This is a genomic window from Bradyrhizobium sp. 62, assembly GCF_023073035.1.
Taxonomy (GTDB): Bacteria; Pseudomonadota; Alphaproteobacteria; order Rhizobiales; family Xanthobacteraceae; genus Bradyrhizobium.
The window spans coordinates 172,625-193,803 of record NZ_JADPIT010000004.1; the positions used below are offsets into that span (position 1 = coordinate 172,625).

Here is a 21,179-nt window from a genome sequence, read left to right on the forward strand (position 1 = left end):
AGGAGGCGATGACGCGCCTTCGCGCGTCACTTCTCCCGGAACGCGCGCATGAACTGGTCGTGCAGCGGCTTCATCAGATAGGACAGCATGGTGCGGTCGCCGGTCTGGACGAAGGCTTCCGCCGGCATGCCGGGGATCAGCCTGGAGTCACCGAGCTTGGCGACCTCTTCCGCGGACAGCGAGACGCGGATGGTGTAGTAGCTCTGGCCGGTGCGCTGATCGGTGGTGACGTCGGGCGAGACGCGGCTGACGACGCCGTTGAGCTCGGGCGTAGTGCGCTGGTTGAAGGCGGAGAGGCGCAGCAGCGTCTTCTGGCCGATCTGGAGCTTGTCGATATCGACCGGATTGACCTTGGCCTCGACCTGGAGATCGTCGGCCTGCGGCACGATCAGCATGAGGGCGTCGCCGGCGGTGATGACGCCACCAACCGTATGCACGGTCGATTGCAGCACCATGCCGTCCTGCGGCGCGCGGATGTCGACGCGGCGAAGCTGGTCCTCGGCGGCGACCTTGCGCTCGATCATTTCGCCGATCTTGTCGTTGGTCTCGCGCAGATCCTTGGAGACCTCGCTGACCATGTCCTTGTCGACCTGGATGATCTGGAGCTCGGTCTCGGTGATCTTGCCTTTGGCCTGCGCGCGCGAGGCGATGTACTGCGCGCGCTCGCCGTTGAGGCGGGCGCTGTCGCGTTCGAGCGTGGTCAGGCGGGAGATCTGCACCAGGTGCTTGTCATAGAGATCGCGGACACCGACGAGCTCCTGCTGCACCAGCGAGATTTCCCTGTCCTTGGCCCGCTCCTGCGCGGAGAGGCCCTCGATCTCCTCGTTGAGCTGCTGGATGCGCTCGCGCAGCTGCGCCTTCTGGCCGGCGCGTCCGTTGACGCGAACGTCGAACAGCTTGGTTTCGGCGGAGAGCAGCGCCTTGACGTCGGGATCGTTGCCGCGATCGAGCAGCGCTTGCGGGTAGTCGATCCTGTCGATCCCGCGCTGCTCGGCCTGGAGCCGCGCGGCACGCGCCTGCGCCGCGTCGAGATTCTTGGTGACGATGGCGAGGTTGGCCTTGGTGACGGTGTCGTCCAGCCGCACCACGATGTCACCGGCCTTGACCACGTCGCCATCGCGAGCGCGCAGCTCGCCGACCACGCCGCCGGTCGGATGCTGCACCTTCTTGACGTTGGATTCGACCACGATCTGGCCGGGCGCGATCAGCGCGCCCGAGATCTGCACGGTCGATCCCCAGCCGCCGAGCCCGACCAGGAGCACCAGCACGATCCCAAGCCCGAGCATCAGGTGAAACCGGATCGACTGCCGTACGGTCCGCTTCGCGGCGGGCTTCGCCCCGCCGAGCGCCATCGTGCTCATGCCTTGGCTCCGCCTTCGCTGACGATCTTGATCGGCGCCGGCGGCGTCACACGCGGCTGGAGCACCTGGGCGAGCACCTGCTCCTTCGGCCCGAAGGCCTGCATGCGGCCGTCGCGCAGCACCAGGATCTGATCGACCGCTTCCACGCCGATCGGGCGATGTGCCACCACGACGACGATGGCGCCGCGCTCGCGCGCCGCGCGGATGGCGCGGGTCAGCGCTTCGTCGCCTTCGGTATCGAGATTGGAATTGGGCTCGTCGAGCACGATCAGGAACGGGTTGCCATAGAGCGCGCGCGCCAGTGCCACGCGCTGCGCCTGGCCCGCGGAGAGCGCCGTGCCCTGCTCGCCGACCTGGGTGTTGTAGCCCTCGCGCATCTTGATGATCATCTCGTGCACGCCGGCTTCCTTGGCGGCGGCGATGATGCCGTCAGACGTGGCCTCGGGATCGAAGCGGCTGATGTTCTGCGCGATGGTGCCGCCGAACAATTCGACGTCCTGCGGCAGATAGCCGATATGGCGGCCAAGCATGTCCGACGACCATTGGTCGAGCGCCGCGCCGTCGAGCCGCACCTTGCCGCGGACCGGTTGCCAGACGCCGACCAGCGCGCGGATCAGCGACGACTTGCCGGAGCCGCTCGGTCCGATCACGCCGAGGCCGTTGCCGGCTTCGAGCGCAAAGGTGACGTCCTGCACGATGAGGCGCTGGTCGCCCGGCGGCACCATGGCGATGCCTTCGACCGAGAGGCGGCTGGTCGGCGCCTGCAGCTGGGTCGGCATCGTCTGCGCCGGCATCTGCTCGAGAAGTCGGGTCAGGCGGTGCCAGCTCTGGCGTGCCGCGACAAAGGATTTCCAGTGCGCGATCGCGAGGTCGACCGGCGCGAGCGCACGGGCCGAGAGGATCGAGCCGGCGATGATGATGCCGGCGGTCGCCTCCTGATGGATGACGAGATAGGCGCCGACGGCGAGCACGGCCGATTGCAGCATCATGCGCAGCACTTTTGCGACCGCGCCGAGACCGCCGGCGACGTCGCTCGCACGCTGGTTGCCGTCGAGATATTTTTCGTTGGCCTCGCTCCAGCGCGCGTTCATCCGGCCGGCCATACCCATCGACACCATGACTTCGGCATTGCGGCGGCTGGCCTGGGCGAGATCGTTGCGCTGGGCGGCAAGGCCCATCGCGTCCTTCGCCGGCTGGCGCGACATGAACTCGGTGACCAGCGTCAACCCGACCAGGATGACGGCGCCGACCAGCGCGGTGACGCCGATCATGACGTGGAAGGCGAAGCAGATGGCGAGATAGAGCGGCAGCCAGGGCAGGTCGAAGAACGCGCTCGGTCCCATGCCCCCGAGGAAGGAGCGGACATTGTCGAGATCGCGCAGCGGCTGAAGCCCCTCGTTGCGGCTGCCGACCAGCAGCGGCAGGCGCACGATGGTGTCGAACACCCGCTTGTTCAGGGCTTCGTCCAGCGCGGTGCCGACCCGGCCCAGGATCCGGTTACGGATCATGTCCAGCGCGCCCTGCGCCATGTAGAGGAAACTGGCGAGGACGATCAGGCCGACCAGGGTCGGAATGCTGCGGCTCGGCAGCACCCGGTCGTAGACCTCCAGCATGAAGATCGACCCGGTCAGATAGAGCAGGTTGATCATGCAGCTCATCAAGCCGACGCCGACAAACGCCGTGCGACAGGCGCGCAGCGCATCACCGAGCTCTGAGCGGCGGACGCCGGGAACGGCTGCCATCAGTCTGATCTCTTTCGGGTAGGGGCCAAAGTCCCTGATTTCAAAGGCAAATTCAGGAGTAATTGACCCGGATTAACATCGCGTTTGCGCTCATCGCCCAACGCAGTCGAACACCCGGGACCCCTATGGCCCACATCACCCCCGACCGGCCCTGCACGCAAGTCCGGAATCTCACGATCTTGCGGCTTTTTCTTGCAGACATGTCACCTCTCCCCGGGCGGGGAGAGGTCAAAAGTTCGATCAATTGAACTCGGGCGCCATTAGAACCGGCCACCGCCGCGGACCAACCGCACCACCAGCAGCAGGATGACCGCGCCGATCGCGGAATAGATGATCTCCGATATCAGTCCGGTGCCGATGTGAATGCCAAGCTTCGGAAACAGGAAGCTTGCCACCAGTGCGCCGGCGATGCCGACCACGATATCGCCGATCATGCCGAATCCGGTTCCGCGCACCACCTTGCCGGCCAGCCAACCCGCCACCAGGCCGACGAACAGGATGACAAGCAGGCCTTCATTGGAAATGTACATAAGTGAGGTCCCTCTCCGTGAACGGTTCCATGGAAGCGGAACCGGGATGAACGAGGTGTGAATGCTGTTCCCCACTTCCCGGTCGCGGTCAAATGTCAGGACAGTGCGGTGACCGGCTCCGCCAGCACGCACCGTGCCGCCCGGCCCGGGCCGACCTCCACAGTCCCTGGCAGTTGTTCCAGGCAGCGCGGCTGGGCTACGGCGCAGCGGGGCGCAAAGGAGCAGTTGTGCGGCCTCTCGCCGAGCGACGGCGGGGTGCCGGGGATGGTCTCGAGCCGCTGTCCCCGCTTGGCCCCGTGGACGGTCGAGGCGAGCAGACCCTTGGCGTAGGGATGCACCGGCGAGCGGACGATGTCGCGAAGCGTGCCCTGCTCCACGATCTGGCCGGCATACATCACCGCGACCCGATCGCAGATCTCGATGGCGACCCCGATGTCATGGGTCACGAAGATGACGGACATGCCGAACTCGCGCTGCAATTCGCGCAACAGCAGCAGGATCTGGATCTGCACGGTGGCATCCAGCGCGGTGGTCGGCTCATCCGCGAGCAATATCTTGGGACGACACGCGAGCGCCAGCGCGATCATCGCGCGCTGACGCATGCCGCCGGACATTTCATGCGGATAGGCATCCAACCGCCGCTTGGCCGAGGGAATGCGCACGACCTCGAGCATTTCGAGTGCGCGCGCCCTGCCCTCCGCGTAAGACTTGCCCTCATGGCGCACCACGCTTTCGGCGATCTGCGCGCCGATGGTGTAGACCGGGTCGAGCGCGAGCGCCGGCTCCTGAAAGATCATCGACACGGTCTGGCCGCGGAACGACGACAGCTGCTCGTCGTTCATGGCGAGCACGTCGCGGCCCATCACGTTGACCTTGCCCGTGATCTGCGTGCGCTTCTTCGGCAACAGCCGCATCAGTGCACGCAAGGTCACGCTCTTGCCCGAACCGGACTCTCCGAGCAGGCCCAGCACCTCGCCGTCGCCGAGCGAGAGACTGAGATCGTTCACGGCATAGACCGTGCGCTCACCGGTGAAGCGGATATTGAGGCCTGAGATCTCGACGAGCTTTGTCATGATGGAAGTTTCGGTAGCCTGTCGTGATAGTCGGTGGCGCGCTGGAATGCGGCGCCGATGGTGAGCAGCGTCGCTTCATCGAACGAGCGGCCGATCAATTGCATGCCGATCGGAAGACCGCTTTTGGTGAAGCCCGAGGGCACCGTGAGCGACGGCAGGCCGAGGTAATTCACCGGACGGGTGAACAGCGTCAGCCGCTGCAACAGCGCCGGCGCGTTCGGCCCGCCGCCGACGTCGCTCTCCTCGATGGTCGGCGCCGGCACCGGGGACGCGGGCGCGATGATCGCATCGACACCTGATGTCGCAGCGTTGTGCGCAGCGAGCGCCGGTCCGCGCCAGCGCATCGCCTCGAGATAGGTGATGGCGGGGACCGCAAGCCCGTTCTGAAGCCGCATCAACACCTGCGGACCATAATCCTGCGGCCGCTCGATCATCCAGCGCTTGTGGAAAGCGGCGGCTTCGGCTGCAAGCACGAGCTGGCTTGCCGAGGACAATTGCCGCTGGTCGGGCAGCTCAACCGTGACGATGTCGGTGCCCTCGCGCTTGAGCACCGCGATGGTTTCGTCCAGCACGCGCGCGACCTCGCCGTCGAGATCGTCGACATAGAAGGACGAGGGGACGCCGACTTTGAGGCCCTTCAGCGAGCCCTTGGTCGCGCCGACATAGTCAGACAGCGGCTCATGGCTCGCGGTCGAATCCTCAGGATCAGGGCCGGCCATCAGCGCCAGCAGCAGCGCGCAATCCTCGGCGGTGCGGGCGAGCGGGCCGACCGTGTCGAGCGACTGCGACAGCGGCATCGCGCCGGCGCGGCTGACCCGGCCAACGGTGGTCTTCAGTCCCGTGACGCCGCAGAAATGCGCGGGCATGCGGATCGAGCCGCCGGTGTCGGAGCCGAGCGCGGCATAGGTCAATCGCGCCGCGACTGCCGAGCCCGAGCCTGACGACGAGCCGCCGGTGATGTGCGCGACGTTCCAGGGATTGCGAACAGGGCCGTAGTGGGCGTTATGGCCAGTCGGGCCATAGGCGAATTCGGCGAGATGCAACGTGCCGAGGCGAACCTGGCCGGCATCCTTCAGCCGCTGCAAGGCAGAGGAGGTGACGGTCGGAACGAAATCGCGGCGGATCAGCGAGCCGCAGGTCGCGACGTGACCGGCATCGTAATACATGTCCTTGTGCGCGAGCGGCACGCCATGCAGCGGACCGCGGACTTCGCCCTTGGCGAGTTCGGCGTCGGCGGCATCGGCGGCCTTCAGCGCCGCCTCCGATTCGATCGACATGAAGGCGTTGAGATGCGGCTGCCAGTGCGCGATACGATGCAGCAGCGCGCGCGTCACCTCGTGTGAGGACACTTGCTTCATCGCAATCGCGCGCGCGACCTCGGTAAGCGTCATCAATGCGGGCTCGGTGCTCATTTCGAGACCTTCGCAGTCTGCGCGATCGGATAGAGCGCGGGCTCGAGATCGAACGGCAGCGTGCCGGCAATGGCCGCAAAGCCCTCGAAGGCCGGTCCGATGGAATTGGAGATGCGCGTCGCAATCTCGTCGTCGACGGGAACGCCGGCGACCTGTGCCGTCGCCTTGATCTCTTTTGTCGTCGGTCTCGTCATACGGTTTCCTCCTTGGGCGCGCGGCTATGGCCTGAACCCGGGATCGCCATGTAGCACGCGGCCTCGTGGCCCATTCTATCGAGCGCGGTGAGTTTTGGTGTCGCATTTGCGCAGAGCGGCTCCGCAAACGGGCAACGGGTGTGGAAGCGGCAGCCCGAGGGCGGATCGATCGGATTGGGCGGATCGCCCGTGATCGGCGGCGTCTCGGTGCGGCGATCCGGATCCGAGGACGGCATCGCGGCAAGAAGTGCGCGCGTATAGGGATGCGCCGGCTGGTCCCAGACCTGGTCGACCGGGCCGAGCTCGACGACCTCGCCGAGATACATCACCAGCACGCGATCGCTGATGTAGCGCACGACGTTGAGATCGTGACTGATGAAGAGATAGGTCAGGCCGAACTCGCTCTTGAGATCGGCAAGCAAATTGAGCACTTGCGCCTCGACCGATTTGTCGAGCGCGGAAACCGCTTCGTCGAGAATCACCAGCCGCGGCGACAACGCCAGCGCACGTGCGATGTTGACGCGCTGGCGCTGGCCGCCGGAAATCTCGTGGGGGTAGCGGTTGGCAAAGTTTGCAGGAACCAGGCCCACCTTGCCCAGCAGCTCGCGCGCCAGCGCGCGCGCGGCGCCGTCGGCCATGCCGTGCACCTTGGGGCCGAAGGCGATCGATTCCTCGATGGTCAGGCGCGGATTGAGCGAGGCGTAGGAATCCTGGAACACCATCTGCATGCCGCGGCGCAGCTCTCGCAGGGAGAGCGACTGCCCGACGCTCATGCCATCATAAATGATATCGCCGGTGTCACGCGGCATCAGATGCATCAGCAGCCGCGCGGTGGTCGACTTGCCGCAACCGGACTCCCCGACGATGCCGACGGTCTCGCCCTTGGCGACGGAGAAGGAAACATTGTCGACGGCACGCACGGTGCGCTTTGCGGCGAACAGGCCGCCTCGCACCGGAAAATGCTTGGTCAGGCCGTTGACCTGAAGCAGCGGTTGGGCGACGCCGCCGAGGTCTTCGATCGGCTCCAGCATTACGACTGACGTGCTGATTTCGCTCATGGCTAGTTCCTGATGTCCATGGCACTGCGCAAGCCGTCCGAGAGCAGGTTGAAGCAGATCGAGACCGCGAAGATCATTGCGCCGGGGAGTGCAGCGACCCAAGGGTTGACATAGATCGCGGTGCGCAAGGTATTCAACATCAGGCCCCATTCCGGCTCCGGCGGTTTGGTGCCGAGGCCAAGGAAGGACAGGCCTGCCGCGAGGATCATCGAGACCGAGATCAGGCTGGTCGCGTAGACGAAGATCGAACCGAGCACATTGCCGAGGATATGAACGCGCATGATGGTGAACGGTCCCGCGCCCGAGGCGCGCGCGGCATCGACGAAGTCCATGTTGCGCACGCCGGTGGTGACGCTTTCGGCGACGCGGGTGATCTGTGGCACGAACACGACGGTCAACGACACGATGGAATTGAGGATGCCCGCGCCCAGCGCGCCCGAGATCGCGATCGCCAGCAGCACGGACGGAAACGCGTAGAACACGTCGATCGTGCGCATGATCGCGGTGTTGAGCTTGCCGCCGACATAGCCGGCAACGAGGCCGAGCGAGGTGCCGATGCAGAAGGCGAGGATCACAGGCAAAATGCCGATGAGAAGCGACAGCCGGCCGCCATAGATCAGGCGCGCCAGCATGTCGCGGCCGAGCTCGTCGGTGCCGAGCGGGTAGCCTGATGTGCCGATGTGGCGCAGGCGGCGGATCATCGAGCCCTTGTACGGATCTTCCAGACCGAGCCACGGCGCAACGATCGCGGACAGGAAGATCAGCAGCAGCACCAGCGCGCAAACCATGCTGACCTTGTCGCGCCGGATACGACGGCCGACGGTCGCCCAATAGCCGCGCGCCTTGGTCGCGGGCGCGGACTGAAGTGCCGCATCGCTGGTGACGGACAACGGAAGCTCGCTCATTGCTAGCCCCGCTTGATGCGCGGGTCGATCGCGGCTTGCGCGATGTCGACCAGCAGATTGAGGAAGACGAAGAACAGCGCCAGGATCAGGATCGTGCCCTGGAGCAGCGGCAGATCGCGCTGGAAGATCGCCGAATTGAGCAGGAAGCCCGAGCCCGGCCAGGAGAACACGGTCTCGATCAGGATCGAGCCGCCGAGCATGTAACCGAGCTGAAGTCCCATCACCGCGAGCGCGGTGGGCGCGGCGTTCTTGATGACGTGGCGGAACACGCCGCGCTCATGCAGGCCTTTTGCACGCAGCGCCTCGACGAAATCCTGGCTGAGGATGTCGCCGGTCAGCGCGCGCACCGTGCGGGTGACGATGCCCATCGGGATCACCGAGGTCGTGATCGCCGGCAGCACGAGGTATTGCAAATGCGCCCAGTCCCAGGCCCAGGCGGCGGAGCCGCCGGGTCCGGCGCCGACGGCGGGCAGCCAGTTCAGCTGAACCGAGAAGATGATGACGAGCACCATGCCGAGCCAGTAATGCGGCACCGAAACGCCGGCGATGGCAAACGACGTCGCCAGCTTATCGATCCAGGTCTCGCGGAAATAGCCGGCGACCAGTCCGAGCAGGATGCCCATGGTGAAGCCGATGATCGCCGCCGCGATCGCCAGCGTGACGGTGTTGCTGACCGCGCGCATGACCTCGGCGAGCACCGGGCGGCCCGTGGCGATGGAATTGCCGAGATCGCCATGAAGCGCGCGGAGCAGCCAAAGCCCGAACTGCACCGGCAGCGGGCGGTCGAAACCATAGGCGGTGCGGAGCTGCGCGGCGAGCTCCTGCGAAGCGTCTGCGGGGAGCACCGCGACGAGCGGATCGCCCGGCGTGATGTGCACGAGCAGAAAACACACCAGCGCGACGCTGATGACGATCGGGACGACGTAGACGATGCGTCTGGCGATATAGGCGAGCACGTTGTTTCTTTTCTTCCCTTCTCCCCTTGTGGGAGAAGGTGACGCCAAGCGCCGGATGAGGGGTTGTTTCCGCGGATGATACTGCGTCGGTTGAGAGGTCCGCATTCGCGGAAAGAGACTCCTCACCCGGCTTCGCTATCCGCGAAGCCACCCTCTCCCGCAAGGGAAGAGGGTGCACTGAGCAAGCCGAGCGAACTACTGCAACGACACCAGCGAGAAGTCGATGAACCAGCTCTTCGGCTGCACGACGCCTGTCACCTTCGGGCTGATGGCGCGCGGGCCAACGTCGTGGGCGACGTAGAGGAAGGCTGCGTCGTCGACGGAGGCCGCGTGCAGTTCGGCGAGCGCGGCGTCACGCGCGGCGGGATCGAAAGTCTGCCGCGCCTTCTTCACCAGCTCGTCGAATTTGGGATTGTTGATGAAGCCCCAATTGTTCGAGACCGGCGGCGCCATGCCCGATTGCAGAAAGCGCACCAGCGCGAAGAACGGATCCATCGCCGCGTAGGTGACGTTGGTCGCGTTCGAGCCGTTGGCGCTGGGATCCTTGGCGCCGCGGCGCCAATTGGTGAACAGCGTATTCCACTCGATCACGTCCAGCTGCACGTCGAAATAGCATTCGGCCAGCGCCTGCTGGAGATATTCGTTCATCGGCAGCGGCTGCATCTGGCCCGAGCCGGACGCCGAGGTCTGGGTCTTCACCGTCAGCTTCTTGTTCGGGCCGAAGCCTGCCTCCTGCATCAGCTTCTGCGCAGCCACCTTGTCGTACTTGATCTCGAAGGTCGGCTTGCCGCGCCAGGGATGGCCGGCCTCGAAGGTGCCGGTCGCGGGCACCATCAACCCCGCGAGCAAGCCGTCCTTGAGCCCTTCGCGATCGACGCAGAGGTTCGCGGCCTTGCGCACGCGGATATCGTTCCAAGGCGAGCCCTCGACGCGCGAGAACTGCCACGGCCAGACGTGTGGCTGCTCGTTGGCGTAGAGCTTGAAGCCGCGCTGCTTCAATTCGGGCAAAGCGTCCGGCGCCGGCGCCTCGACCCAATCGACCTGCCCGGAAAGCAGCGCCGCAGTGCGCGCATTCGCTTCCGGCATCGGCAAGAGCACCATCTTGTCGACTTTTGGCACGCGGTCCTTGTTCCAGTAGCCCGCATTCTTGACCAGTTCGAGCCGCTCACGCGGCGTGAACGCGGCCATCTTCCACGGGCCGGTGCCCGCGACGTCCTTGGCGAACGCGGTCCAAGCCGCCTGCGACTTCGCCTTGGCGTCGGCGCCCTCCGCCTTGTCGTAGAAATGCTGCCACTTCGCCGGGCTCGCCATGAAGAGGTTGGTGAGGTTGATCGGCAAAAAGCTGTCGGGCTCCTTGGTGGTGAGCTCGACCGTCATGTCGTCGACCTTCTTCGCGGATGCCAGCGTCGGCATGCGCGAGGCCGTGACGCCGACCTGGCTGGCGTCGAATTGCGGCGCGTCCTGCTTCAGCACTTTCTCGACATTCCACACCACGGCGTCTGCATTGAACGGCGAGCCGTCATGGAAGGTGACGCCCGGCCGCAGCTTGAAAGTCCATTTGGTCTTGTCGGCATCGTCGACCTTCCACTCGGTGGCAAGGCCGGGGATCACCACGCTCGCCTTGTCGGCCGAGGACAGGTCCCAGCCGGTGAGCGCGTCATACATGGTGAGGCCGGTGAAGCGGTTGCCTTCAAAACCCTGATCGGGCTGGCCCAGCGTGCGCGGAATATCGGCAGCCGTCATGGCGATGCGCAACACGGTTTCGGCACTTGCGGAGCGCGGCCACGCAGCCGCGCTACTGAGCGCCAGCAACGCGATCAGCGCCGCGCGGGTCTTGTTCTTATTGATAAGCATTGACTCAATCCTTTTCCGGCTTCGATGACTAATTTTGATGCAATCGTATGCAATGCCTATGCCAATGGGGAAACTTATTCTGCAAATTGCCCCTGCGACGACAAGTCCTTGTGATGACGCCTCGGTGAAAGCACCTTGCTGCCTATTCTGGCATCAAGATTGCAGGTTTGGCTCCGATTGTCCTTGAAGCCTTCCCTGGAGCTATGGCCCATGCGTATCCGACTATCGACCTGTTTCGCCGTGCTTGCACTGGCGTTGTCCGCGATTCCCGCGGGCGCCGAGACGGTGCTGCGCTACGGCATCTCGATGGCGGACATCCCGCTGACGACCGGTCAGCCCGATCGCGGCGCCGGCGCCTATCAGTTCACGGCCTACACCATCTACGATCCGCTCGTGGCGTGGGAGATGGACGTCGCCGACCGCCCGGGAAAGCTGGTGCCGGGACTGGCCACCGAGTGGAAAGTCGATGACGAGAACAAGACCAAATGGCGCTTCACCTTGCGCAAGGGCGTGAAGTTTCACGACGGCAGCGAGTTCGACGCCGATGCCGTGATCTGGAATCTGGACAAGGTGCTCAACGACAAGGCGCCGCAATTCGACAAGCGTCAGAGCGCGCAGGTCAAGACCCGCCTGCCTTCGGTCGCGAGCTACGCCAAGATCGACGACTCCACGGTGGAGATCACCACCAAGACGGTCGATTCCTTCTTTCCCTATCAGATGCTGTGGTTCCTGGTGTCGAGCCCGACGCAATACGAAAAGCTCGGCAAGGATTGGGACAAGTTCGCGAGCCAGCCTTCGGGAACGGGCCCGTTCAAATTGACAAAACTGGTGCCGCGCGAGCTCGCCGAGCTTACCAAGAATCCGGATTATTGGAACAAGAGGCGCATTCCCAAGGTCGACAAGCTCGTGCTGGTGCCGATGCCGGAAGCGCTGACGCGGACCAATGCGCTGCTGGCCGGACAAGTCGATCTGATCGAGACGCCGGCGCCGGATGCCGTGCCGCAGCTCAAGGCTGCCGGCATGAAGCTCGTCGACAACGTCACGCCGCATGTCTGGAATTATCATCTGAGCGTGCTGCCGGGTTCGCCCTGGACCGACATCCGCCTGCGCAAGGCGCTGAACCTCGCGATCGATCGTGAAGCCGTGGTGGGCCTGATGAACGGCCTCGCAAAACCCGCCAAGGGACAGGTCGATCCGTCGAGCCCCTGGTTCGGCAAGCCGAGCTTCGAGCTGAAATACGATGTCGCCGCGGCGAAGAAGCTGGTCGAGGAAGCCGGCTACTCCAAGGCGAAGCCGCTGAAGGCCACCTTCATCATCGCACAGGGCGGCACCGGCCAGATGCTGTCGCTGCCGATGAACGAATTTTTGCAGCAGAGCTTCAAGGAGATCGGCATCGACATCGATTTCAAGGTGGTCGAGCTCGAGACGTTATACACGCACTGGCGCAAGGGCGCGGCCGACGAGATGAACGCCGGCATCACCGCCAACAACATCGCCTATGTCACCTCCGATCCGCTCTACGCCATCGTCCGCTTCTTTCATTCGAGCCAGATCGCGCCGGTCGGCGTCAACTGGGGTGGCTACAAGAATCCGAAGGTCGACGCGCTGATCGACGAGGCCAAGCAGACCTTCGACAGCACCAAGCAGGACGAGCTGCTGGCGCAGGCGCACGCGCTGATCGTCGACGACGCCACGCTGGTGTGGGTGGTGCACGACACCAACCCGCATGCGCTGTCGCCCAAGGTCAAGCAATTCGTGCAGGCGCAGCACTGGTTCCAGGACCTCACGACGATCGGGGCGGAGTGAGGCTCAAGGCCGGCGGCACTCAGCTTCCGCAAACACACCGTCGTCCTGGCGAAAGCCAGGACCCATAACACAGAATTTCGTTTGGCGAAGATTGGTGGTTGGCCGCTCGCCGCAACAACTTCTCCCTGGGGTAATGGGTTCTGGCGTCGCCAGGACGACAGCGAGTGTGTGGTTAGCTTCAAACCGCACATCTGCCCCCTACTTCGTCAGCAGCGCATACGCCCCGGTCCAGCCCTCCGGCGGCGGGTTGATCTGGAATTCCTTGATGCGCACTTCGTAGAGCTTGAACAGCTTTTCCAGAGTGTCGGCATCCTCGCTCCTGCGGCCGCGCTCGATCGCATCCAGTGCGCCCTGCCAGTCGCGGCTGCGATAGCAGGCGAGCATTTCGATGGTGACGTTGCGCAGGCGCTGGAAGGCGCCCGAAAGCATCACGTCCGCGCGGCCGGCGATCGCGTAGATCACTTCCGGCTCGGTCTTGCCCTTGACCATGATGAAGTCGAGCTCGAGAATCGCGAACTTGTCCTTGGCGGCGAGCGCGGTGCGCGAGCCAACGATGATCGGAAAGCCGTACTCCTTCGACTGGCCTTCCAGGCGCGACGCCAGGTTGACGCTGTCGCCGAGCACCGAATAGTTCTTCTTCAGGTCGGAGCCCATGTTGCCGACCACGCCGATGCCGGTGTTGAGACCGATACCGACATTGAGCGGGATGTAGACGTGGCCGCCATCGACGGCTTCCTGCTCGCGGTCCTTGTTCACCGCGTCGATCCTCTCCAACATCTGGATCGCGGCCTCACAGGCGTTGACCTCGTGCTCGGCATCGTCAAGCGGCGCGTTCCAGAACGCCATGATGGCGTCGCCCATATATTTGTCGATATAGCCCTTCTGATCGATGATCACGTCGGTCAGCGGGGTCAGGAAACGGTTCATCAGCGCGATCAGGCCCTGCGGATCGTGCTTGTAGGTTTCCGATATGGTGGTGAAGCCGCGCACGTCGGAGAACATGATCGTCATCTCGCGCTCCTCGCCGCCGAGGACGAGCTTTTCCGGTGACTGCGCGAGCTGCTCGACCAGCACCGGCGACATGTATTGCGCGAACATGCCGCGGATCTGCACGCGCTGCCGCTGCTCGCGCACGAAGCTCGCGAAGATCAGCGTCAGATAGATCGCCGTGGTCGAGAGCAGCGGATAGGTGAAATCGATCAGATAGCGGTATTGCACGTAAAAGAACCAAGACACTCCGATCAGGATCGCGGCGAAGGTCGCGCCGGCAAGCACGAGGCGGACCGGTCCGAGGTTCGGCGTGAAGATGATGACGAGCAAGCCGATGATGAGCGCGGCGAGCAGCTCGACGCCGAGCGCGTAGTTCGGCTGGGATATTACCGCGCCGCTCAGCACGCTCTCCAGCACCTGCGCATGGATCTCGACGCCCGGCATGGTCGAGGACACCGGCGTGGTCTTGATGTCATTGAGCCCAACCGCGGAGGTGCCGATCAGCACCAGCTTGCCGGCAATCTTGTTCGGCGGCACGGTATTGTCGAGCACGTCGGCAGCCGAGACGTAGATCGAGGGATCCTGGCGCGCATAATGCACCCACAGCTGACCGTTCCTGTCGGTTGGGATCTCCACGCCCTTGAGACGCACGGCCCGCACGCCGGTCTTGTCGCTCCGAACCAGCAAGGTCGGCGTGCCCGTGACGACGCGCAAAATCTCGAGGCTCAGCGAGGGCATGACCATGCCCTGGGCGCGCATGATCATCGGCACGCGTCGGATCAGGCCGTCGCGCTCGGTCTTGATCGAGAACAGGCCGCGGCCGGCCGCGACCTTCTCGATCTCGGGCACGTTGCGCAACAGCCCGGGAAATTCGAACAGGAAGCGCTCAGCGCCGTCCTCGCCGACCGTCGCGACGCCGGTGAAGGGCAGCGACTTGTCGACCTCGGACGAAATCGCCCGCTGCCCAGTCTCGCCCAGGATCACGCGCGAGCGCTTGATCGCGTCGGCGAGGATCTGGTCGTTGCTCGGCAGCTCGCGCAGCTTGGCGCGGGTGGCGTCGTCCAGGTACCGCATCTGGCTCGCGACCAGATCCGGATTGAGTCGATCAGCCTCCGAGAACACCACGTCGAAGCCGATTGCCACCGCACCGTTATTGGTGAGGTTCTGGATCAGGTCGGCGATCCGTGTCCGCGGCCACGGCCATTGGCCGAGCGTGGCGAGGCTCTTGTCGTCGATGTCGACGATCGTGACCGGCCGCGCCGCCTTGTGGCGCGGATCGATCAACTGAAACATGTCGAAGGTGCGCAGCCGCAGTTCCTGGATCGGCGGCGGATCCCAGAGGCGAGCGCCGGCAAACACGACGAGCAGCGCAAGGCACATCAGCCGCGCAAATCCCAACTTCCGCGCAAACCACCGCCGCAGGATCTTGAGACGTTTCATTTCAGTAGGACTTCCTGCCTTGCATCACGCCGTGCGCACTGATCATGCAGCGCCGGAACGCGATTGGCCATTCCCTGGATGCGGGGGAGTATGGATTTTTTGCCGCGGTCAAGCCGGGCGCGGGCCGCAGGCGAGCCCCGGCCGAGATCAGGTGATATGGAAGATGAAATCGCTGCCCTTGAGGTTGGCGGCAATCACGTTCGTCAGCAGCAGCGACTCGTGCTCGGTGATCGGCGCCCCCTCCAGAGCGTTTACCTGCTGCTGCCAGGTGACCAGCGTGTCGTCGGTGCCCTGCTGCTGGGCAATCGTGAGGCTGCCGATGGAGCTGATATCCGAGAACTGCCGCAGGTCGATCTTGTCGAGACCCTCGGTAAAATCGGTGATGCTGTGCGAGAAATCAGTGACGGGATGGCCGTTATCGTCATACCCGATCGCACCCGGCGCGAACACGAACTGATCCTTGGCGTCGCCGCCGGTCAGCGTGTCGTTGGTGTCAGTCGCGAAGATGACGTCCTTGCCGCTGGTGCCCTGCAGCGAGATGCCCTGGCTGGTGTCGCCAGCCTCGTTGAAGATGAAGTTGACGGTGTCGTAGCGGCCGGCGGAATCCGCAACCGTCAGCGTGATCTGGTCGGTCGCGGGCGGCTGCGGGGATTCATCGGTGCTGGCGCCGGTCGGATCGTAGGTGATGCCGGCGCCGTTCGCGAGACCCGCGTTGATATTGTCGAGCGAGCCGGTTGTCGGGGAAAGATCGGTGCTGCTGACATCGGGATGCGCGGTCGACAGCGTAACGGTGAATGTATCCGTCGCCGCACCTGAATCGGTATCGATGACCGAGAGACGGGTGATGGAGTCGGTGTTGAGCTCGTTGTTGTGCCAGACCTGGAAGCTCTCGGTGTTGATGACCGGGCCATTGTCTGGAGGCGCCGTCACTTCGGTAGCGATAGTGGTGAGGTCGTGCGAGACAGGCGTCGTGCCGCCAGTGCCCGTCGCCGTGAGATCGATCGTCGCGGGCGACGACGAATCGGTGATTGCGCCGGTATAGGTGTCGTCGAGGGCATGCACGCCCAACGCATCCGGCGTGCCGCTGAAGCCGGTGGCCGGGACAAAGCGGACCAGCGTATCGGTGCTCAGCACGAGCGCATTCGTGTCGCTGACGCCGGCAATGTCGACCCACTGGTCGGAGCCGGCGATTTCGTACTGCCAGACTCCCTGATCCGAATTGGCGTTGTCTGCGCTGACCGCGACGGCCTGGAAGCTCGCGCCGTCGTCAGCGTCGTGGAACTTGCCGGCAAAGAGATCGCCGACTGCGGAGCCAGCCGGATCTCTGTTATCTCCACTGACCGAGGCCAGCGTCGCGTCACCCAGAGTCGGTGCATCGTTGCTGCCGGCGATGTTGAAAGTGAGGACGCCGTTGCCGATGCCGGTTGGCGTGTGGCTGTCGTCGGGCACGATCGTGTACTGCAGCGACAGCGTGTGGCCGTCGGCAAGGAAGTCGAAGGCCTCGCTGCCTGAATTGAAGTCCCATGTAAACGCGGCGTGGGTGGCGGAGCCGTTGAGAATGTCCCCGGGCTGCACGGCGAGATAGTTGAGCAGCGTCGCGCTCGAGGGCTCGCCGACATAGCCGGTCTGGAGCACATCGTCCAAATAGATATCGAGATGATCGACCGCGACCGTGACGTGATCGGTGGTGTCGAGATCGGAAACCGTCAGCGTACCATGCTTCACCAGTTGCGTATTCGTCTCGAGCAGGTCCGCGCCGGAATGGTCGTTCGTTTCCGCCGTGATCGCAGGCGCATCGTTCTTGCCAATGATCGTGACCGTGACCTCGGCTGTATCGGTCTTGCCCTGGTGGTCATCAAGCGTGACTGTGGAGACTACCTTGGCGCTCTGGTTCTCGCCGAGGAAATCCAGCGCGCCGTCGGCGATCGAATAGCTCCAGGTGGCCGTGCCGTTATTCTTGCCGGTCTGCGGCAGAAGGGTCAGGGCGTGTTCGAGCGCGGCTTCCTGGCCCGTCAGCGTCAACGGAGTCGTGCCGTCGGTATCGAGCCAGGTCACGGATCGACCTGTGATCTCCGCCGTCGGCCGATCGGTGAGATCGACGTCCTTGAAATCGATCGAGCCGGTCGCGGCAGTGGGTGTCGGGTCGAGTGCCGAAGAGCCGGTGGTGTTCTCGCGTTCGGGGACGGTCGCGGTCAACGTTGCCGTTGCCGTATCGAACACTGGCTTGTCATCATCCGAATTGATCGTGATCAGCGTGCCGCCATGGCCGTCGTCGCTGCCGGCGAAATGATAGTTGCTATAGTCGACGCCGGCGGCGAGTTTCAGCGTAATCGTATGGTTGTGGGCGTCGCTCACCACGAGCTCGCCGGCCGCGGCGTTATAGGTCGCCGACGTGCCGTCATCATAAACAATACTCGACAGATCGATCGTATCGTGCGCGGACAACGCCGCGATCGATCCGCCGAAGGTCGACGCATCGATCCGAAGATGGGCGCCGTCGCCGTCGAGCGTGATCGTTTGCGTGGCCGTGACCGTGCCATCGAGCTTCAGCCACGCGCCGACATCGACGGTGACCGAGCCTGCGCCCGACAGCGAGCCGAACAGCGTCAGGGTCCCAGCGTGGACCTCGATGCTGCCGGTATTGGCGACGGTGCCCGTGATCGACGCCGTGCCCCAGCTGTCGATGGTCGCGTAATTCTCGACGCTCAGCCCGGACCCGGAGATCGACGCGCCATGCAGATCGATGGCGCCGTGGTTCACGATCGACGACGCGTTGCCGAAGATGCCGCTGCCGGCGACCGTCCAGGTGCCGCCCAGCTCGTTGTTGAAGGTCGCGCTGGCGACCGAGATATTGCCGTTGATGTGGCCGGCATTGTTGATCGTGATGTGGCCGCCGGTCTCGACGATGGCGTAAGTCGCGGCGGTCACGGTCGAGGCGACGGCTGGTCCGATCGTTCCGGTGGCGGAATTGTCGATCTGCGCGGTGCCGGTCGCGTTCTCCTGGATGAAGATCGCCGCATGGGCGCTCGGGGCCACGATCGATCCGGTATTGGTGATATGGGTCGAGCCGGTCGCGCCCACTTCGTTCTGCGTCACGCTGATGCCGGCGAGGCTCGTGCTGGTGATAGCACCGTGATTGACGATGGTGACGTCGCCGCTGCCATTGGCGATGGCAGACACACCGACCGCGCCGCTGGCGGAGCCGTTATTGGTCACGCTGACGTCGCCGCCACCGTGATCGAAGGCGCCGATCGCGGTACCTGCGGCCGTAATCGAGGATGCCGCGCCGGTCGTGACCGTGAGGTTGCCGGCACCCCAGGTGAACGCCTCGATGCCGTAGCCCGCATCGGCGATAATCGTTGCATCGCTCGTGACGGTGACGTCGCCCTTGACCGCATTCGAGAACGTGCCGGACCCGCCGGGCTTGTAGCCGGCGATGATCCCGCCGGGAGTGGTGCCGTCGTTGTTCGAGGTCGAGCCGGAGTGGATCGTGCCATGGGCCTCGACGGAGATCGTGCTGCCGAGGCCGCCAGCGATCGCAGTGGCGTAGTTGACCGCCACGATGCCGGTGCTGCCGGACGTGATGCTGTCGCCGTTCGCCATGGTAACGCTGACGTCGCCCGCATCGATGCTGTAAGCCCTGATGCCGTAGCTCGTCGCACCCGAGATCGTAACATTTTCGCCAAGCGTGACCGTCACGTCGCCAGTGCCGCCGCTCAATGCCGAGGCGTTGATGCCGACGCCTTGCGTACCGGAGACCGAAATCGTGGTCCCGGCGAAGCTTGTCACCCTGACGTCGCCATTGCCGTAATTGTAGGCGTCGATGCCATAGCCCGCCGCGGCGGTGATGTTGGCGTGATTGCTGATGGTGACGGTGCCGTTGACGTTGGTATTGGCGCTGGATCCGGTCGTGGCACCGGTGTAGCCGGCCTGGATACCCGCCGGCGTGTTGCCGCTCTGGTTCAGGCTGCTGCCGGAATTGATCGTGCCGTAGGTCGTGACGGTGATGGTGCTGCCGTCCGACGCGTCGATCGAGTTTGCCCGATTGACCGCGATGATGGCGGAGCTGCCCGACGTGACGGCGCTGCCGGCCTCGGTCGTGACGGTCTCGCTGCCACTGCCATAGCTCCGCGCGCGGATACCGTAGACGGAGCTGCCGGTGATAGTACCGCCGGCGTCAATGGCGATGTCGCCGTTGCCCTGCGTGGTCGCGTCGACGCCATATGCGCCGCCGACAGCGCCGCCGAGCTGGGTGATCGAAATGCCGCCGGCGCTGGCGCTGTTCAAATTCTCGACGAGAACGCCGACCGAATTCGCGCCGGTGCCCGTCGCCTTGCCGGTGAGATTGTTGACAGTGATATCGCCAGCGTCGGTCGCGCTGTCGCGCAGCCAGATGCCGTGGCCGGCGAGGCCCTTGATGTCGCCGGTCGCCGTGAACGAGATATCGCCGGTACCGTTCTGGGTGACGGCGACGCCATTGGCCGCGCCAGTCAGTGCACCGGTGGGCGTGAGAATAATGTCGGCGGGCGCTGCAGATGTGCCGCCCGATGCGGTGAAGTCGAGTGCATCGCCGCTCGATGTCGTGATATCGGCCGCGCCCTTGATCGTGAACGTGCCGGCATTTGTCGACTGACCGGTAATGGTGCCGGTGAAGCTCTGGCCCGCCACCTTGTCGAGTTGCAGCGTGTCGACGCCACCGGCGAAGGCAATGGTCTGCGCCGTCGCCCCCGCGAGTTCGAGCGTCGCGCCGTTATCGATGATAACCGAACCGACACCGCTGAGGCCGCCGGCGAGGTTGAGCGTGCCGGCCTGCACCTCGATGGTGCCGGTGTTCGTGACCATCGCCGAAACGGTATTGGAGCCGGATACGCCGTAGAGATTGCCGGCATTGCTCAGGCTGCCGCCATTGATCGAGACGTCGGTCAGATAGAGCTTCGAGGTACCGTCGACCGTGATCGTCCCGGCACTGGTGTTGCTGACGGTGAGATTTGCCAGCTTCAGCGTGCCGTGGTTGACCGCCTGAAGAGCCGCGGTGTTGGCGATATCCTCACCGGAAACGTCGAGCACGCCGCCGTTCGCCTGAATGAGATTGTGATTGGTGATGGCGTGAAGCGTGGCGGGATCGATCGTCAGCGTACCGCTGGTCACCGTGATCGTGCCGGTATTGGTGATGTCGGCGTTGTTGATCGCGCTCGTACCAGTCGATTCCAGCGTACCGGCAATCGTCACCGTGCCGCCGTCGATGGTCGCGCCCTGGAGATCGAGTGTCGAGCCGGACTCGACCGAGACATGACCGCTGCCGGTATCGGTCACCGTCATCCCGGTCAGCTTCAGTGTCCCGTGATTGATCGCTGCCAGCGTGCCGGTGTTTGCGATGGCTTCGCCGTTGATGTCGAGCTCTGCGCCATTGGCCCGAAGGATGCCGCCATTCGCGATCGAGCTTGCGGAAGTCGTCGCCAGCAGCGTCAACGCGCCGAGGGTGGCCTCGATCAGATAGTTGTTCGAGATGTTGGCGTTGGTAATCGCAGTTGTGCCAGTCGAATTCAGCGTGCCCGAAACGGTGAGTGCGCCGCCGGTCAGGCTTACTCCGTTCAACGTCAGCTTGCTGCTCGCATCGACCTTGACCGTGCCATGATTGGCGATTGCGGTGCCAGCAATAGTCACGTCGTCCAGCGTCAGTATGACGCCGCTCTCAACCGTTACGGCGGTGGTGCTCAGCGTCGCCGATTTATCGAGCTTGCTGGCGCCGGTGACATCGATCGTGCCGAGACCGTCGATCGTACCGCCGCTGATCGTGGCGCCATTGATCGTCAGCTTGCCGTTGGCGTCCACCGTGACGTTGCCGGCATTCGCAATCG

13 protein-coding genes are annotated in these 21,179 nt (G+C 64.3%); 1 reads left to right on the top strand and 12 read right to left on the bottom strand.

Going from position 1 to position 21,179, the window contains the following annotated elements:
- Positions 1-26: 26 nt before the first annotated feature.
- From IVB47_RS03380 to IVB47_RS03425, 10 genes are all read right to left on the bottom strand, one after another.
- On the bottom strand, positions 27-1,361 hold the full coding sequence (locus tag IVB47_RS03380) for an HlyD family type I secretion periplasmic adaptor subunit (protein ID WP_247283315.1): 1,335 nt from the start codon (positions 1,359-1,361) through the stop codon (positions 27-29).
- Entirely contained in the window at positions 1,358-3,103 is a 1,746-nt protein-coding gene (locus tag IVB47_RS03385; RefSeq protein WP_247459797.1) for a type I secretion system permease/ATPase, read from the bottom strand. The genes IVB47_RS03380 and IVB47_RS03385 overlap by 4 nt, the downstream gene beginning before the upstream one ends.
- 260 nt (positions 3,104-3,363) lie before the next feature.
- The gene (locus IVB47_RS03390; RefSeq protein WP_247459799.1) at positions 3,364-3,633 is read right to left on the bottom strand and encodes a GlsB/YeaQ/YmgE family stress response membrane protein; all 270 of its coding nucleotides are present in this window, start codon (positions 3,631-3,633) and stop codon (positions 3,364-3,366) included.
- Positions 3,634-3,728: 95 nt separating this feature from the next.
- Positions 3,729-4,706 carry an ABC transporter ATP-binding protein gene (locus IVB47_RS03395; RefSeq protein ID WP_027570095.1) on the bottom strand — a complete coding sequence of 326 codons (978 nt, stop codon included), beginning with the start codon at positions 4,704-4,706 and terminating at the stop codon, positions 3,729-3,731.
- The gene (locus IVB47_RS03400) at positions 4,703-6,118 is read right to left on the bottom strand and encodes an amidase (protein ID WP_247459801.1); all 1,416 of its coding nucleotides are present in this window, start codon (positions 6,116-6,118) and stop codon (positions 4,703-4,705) included. Before IVB47_RS03400 ends, IVB47_RS03395 begins: the two co-directional genes overlap by 4 nt.
- Positions 6,115-6,312: a hypothetical protein gene (locus IVB47_RS03405; protein WP_247362904.1), complete on the bottom strand. Its 198-nt coding sequence runs from the start codon at positions 6,310-6,312 to the stop codon at positions 6,115-6,117. Before IVB47_RS03405 ends, IVB47_RS03400 begins: the two co-directional genes overlap by 4 nt.
- Complete coding sequence (locus IVB47_RS03410) at positions 6,309-7,370, bottom strand: ABC transporter ATP-binding protein (protein WP_027570092.1); 1,062 nt, start codon at positions 7,368-7,370, stop codon at positions 6,309-6,311. The genes IVB47_RS03405 and IVB47_RS03410 overlap by 4 nt, the downstream gene beginning before the upstream one ends.
- Positions 7,371-7,372: 2 nt before the next feature.
- Positions 7,373-8,275: an ABC transporter permease gene (locus IVB47_RS03415; RefSeq protein WP_027570091.1), complete on the bottom strand. Its 903-nt coding sequence runs from the start codon at positions 8,273-8,275 to the stop codon at positions 7,373-7,375.
- 2 nt (positions 8,276-8,277) lie between these two features.
- Positions 8,278-9,231, bottom strand: a complete 954-nt coding sequence (locus tag IVB47_RS03420) for an ABC transporter permease (RefSeq protein ID WP_247459803.1) — start codon at positions 9,229-9,231, stop codon at positions 8,278-8,280.
- A gap of 195 nt (positions 9,232-9,426) precedes the next feature.
- Entirely contained in the window at positions 9,427-11,085 is a 1,659-nt protein-coding gene (locus IVB47_RS03425) for an ABC transporter substrate-binding protein (protein WP_247459806.1), read from the bottom strand.
- A gap of 210 nt (positions 11,086-11,295) precedes the next feature.
- Here IVB47_RS03425 and IVB47_RS03430 point away from each other — a divergent pair, with 210 nt between their 5' ends.
- Entirely contained in the window at positions 11,296-12,891 is a 1,596-nt protein-coding gene (locus IVB47_RS03430; RefSeq protein WP_247459808.1) for an ABC transporter substrate-binding protein, read from the top strand.
- A gap of 198 nt (positions 12,892-13,089) precedes the next feature.
- On the opposite strand, the gene IVB47_RS03435 is transcribed toward IVB47_RS03430, so the two are convergent.
- Both IVB47_RS03435 and IVB47_RS03440 read right to left on the bottom strand, forming a co-directional pair.
- A complete protein-coding gene (locus IVB47_RS03435) occupies positions 13,090-15,321 on the bottom strand; it encodes an adenylate/guanylate cyclase domain-containing protein (RefSeq protein ID WP_247459810.1) in 2,232 nt (743 codons plus the stop codon).
- 147 nt (positions 15,322-15,468) lie between these two features.
- Positions 15,469-21,153, bottom strand: a complete 5,685-nt coding sequence (locus IVB47_RS03440) for a hypothetical protein (RefSeq protein ID WP_247459812.1) — start codon at positions 21,151-21,153, stop codon at positions 15,469-15,471.
- Positions 21,154-21,179: the final 26 nt, after the last annotated feature.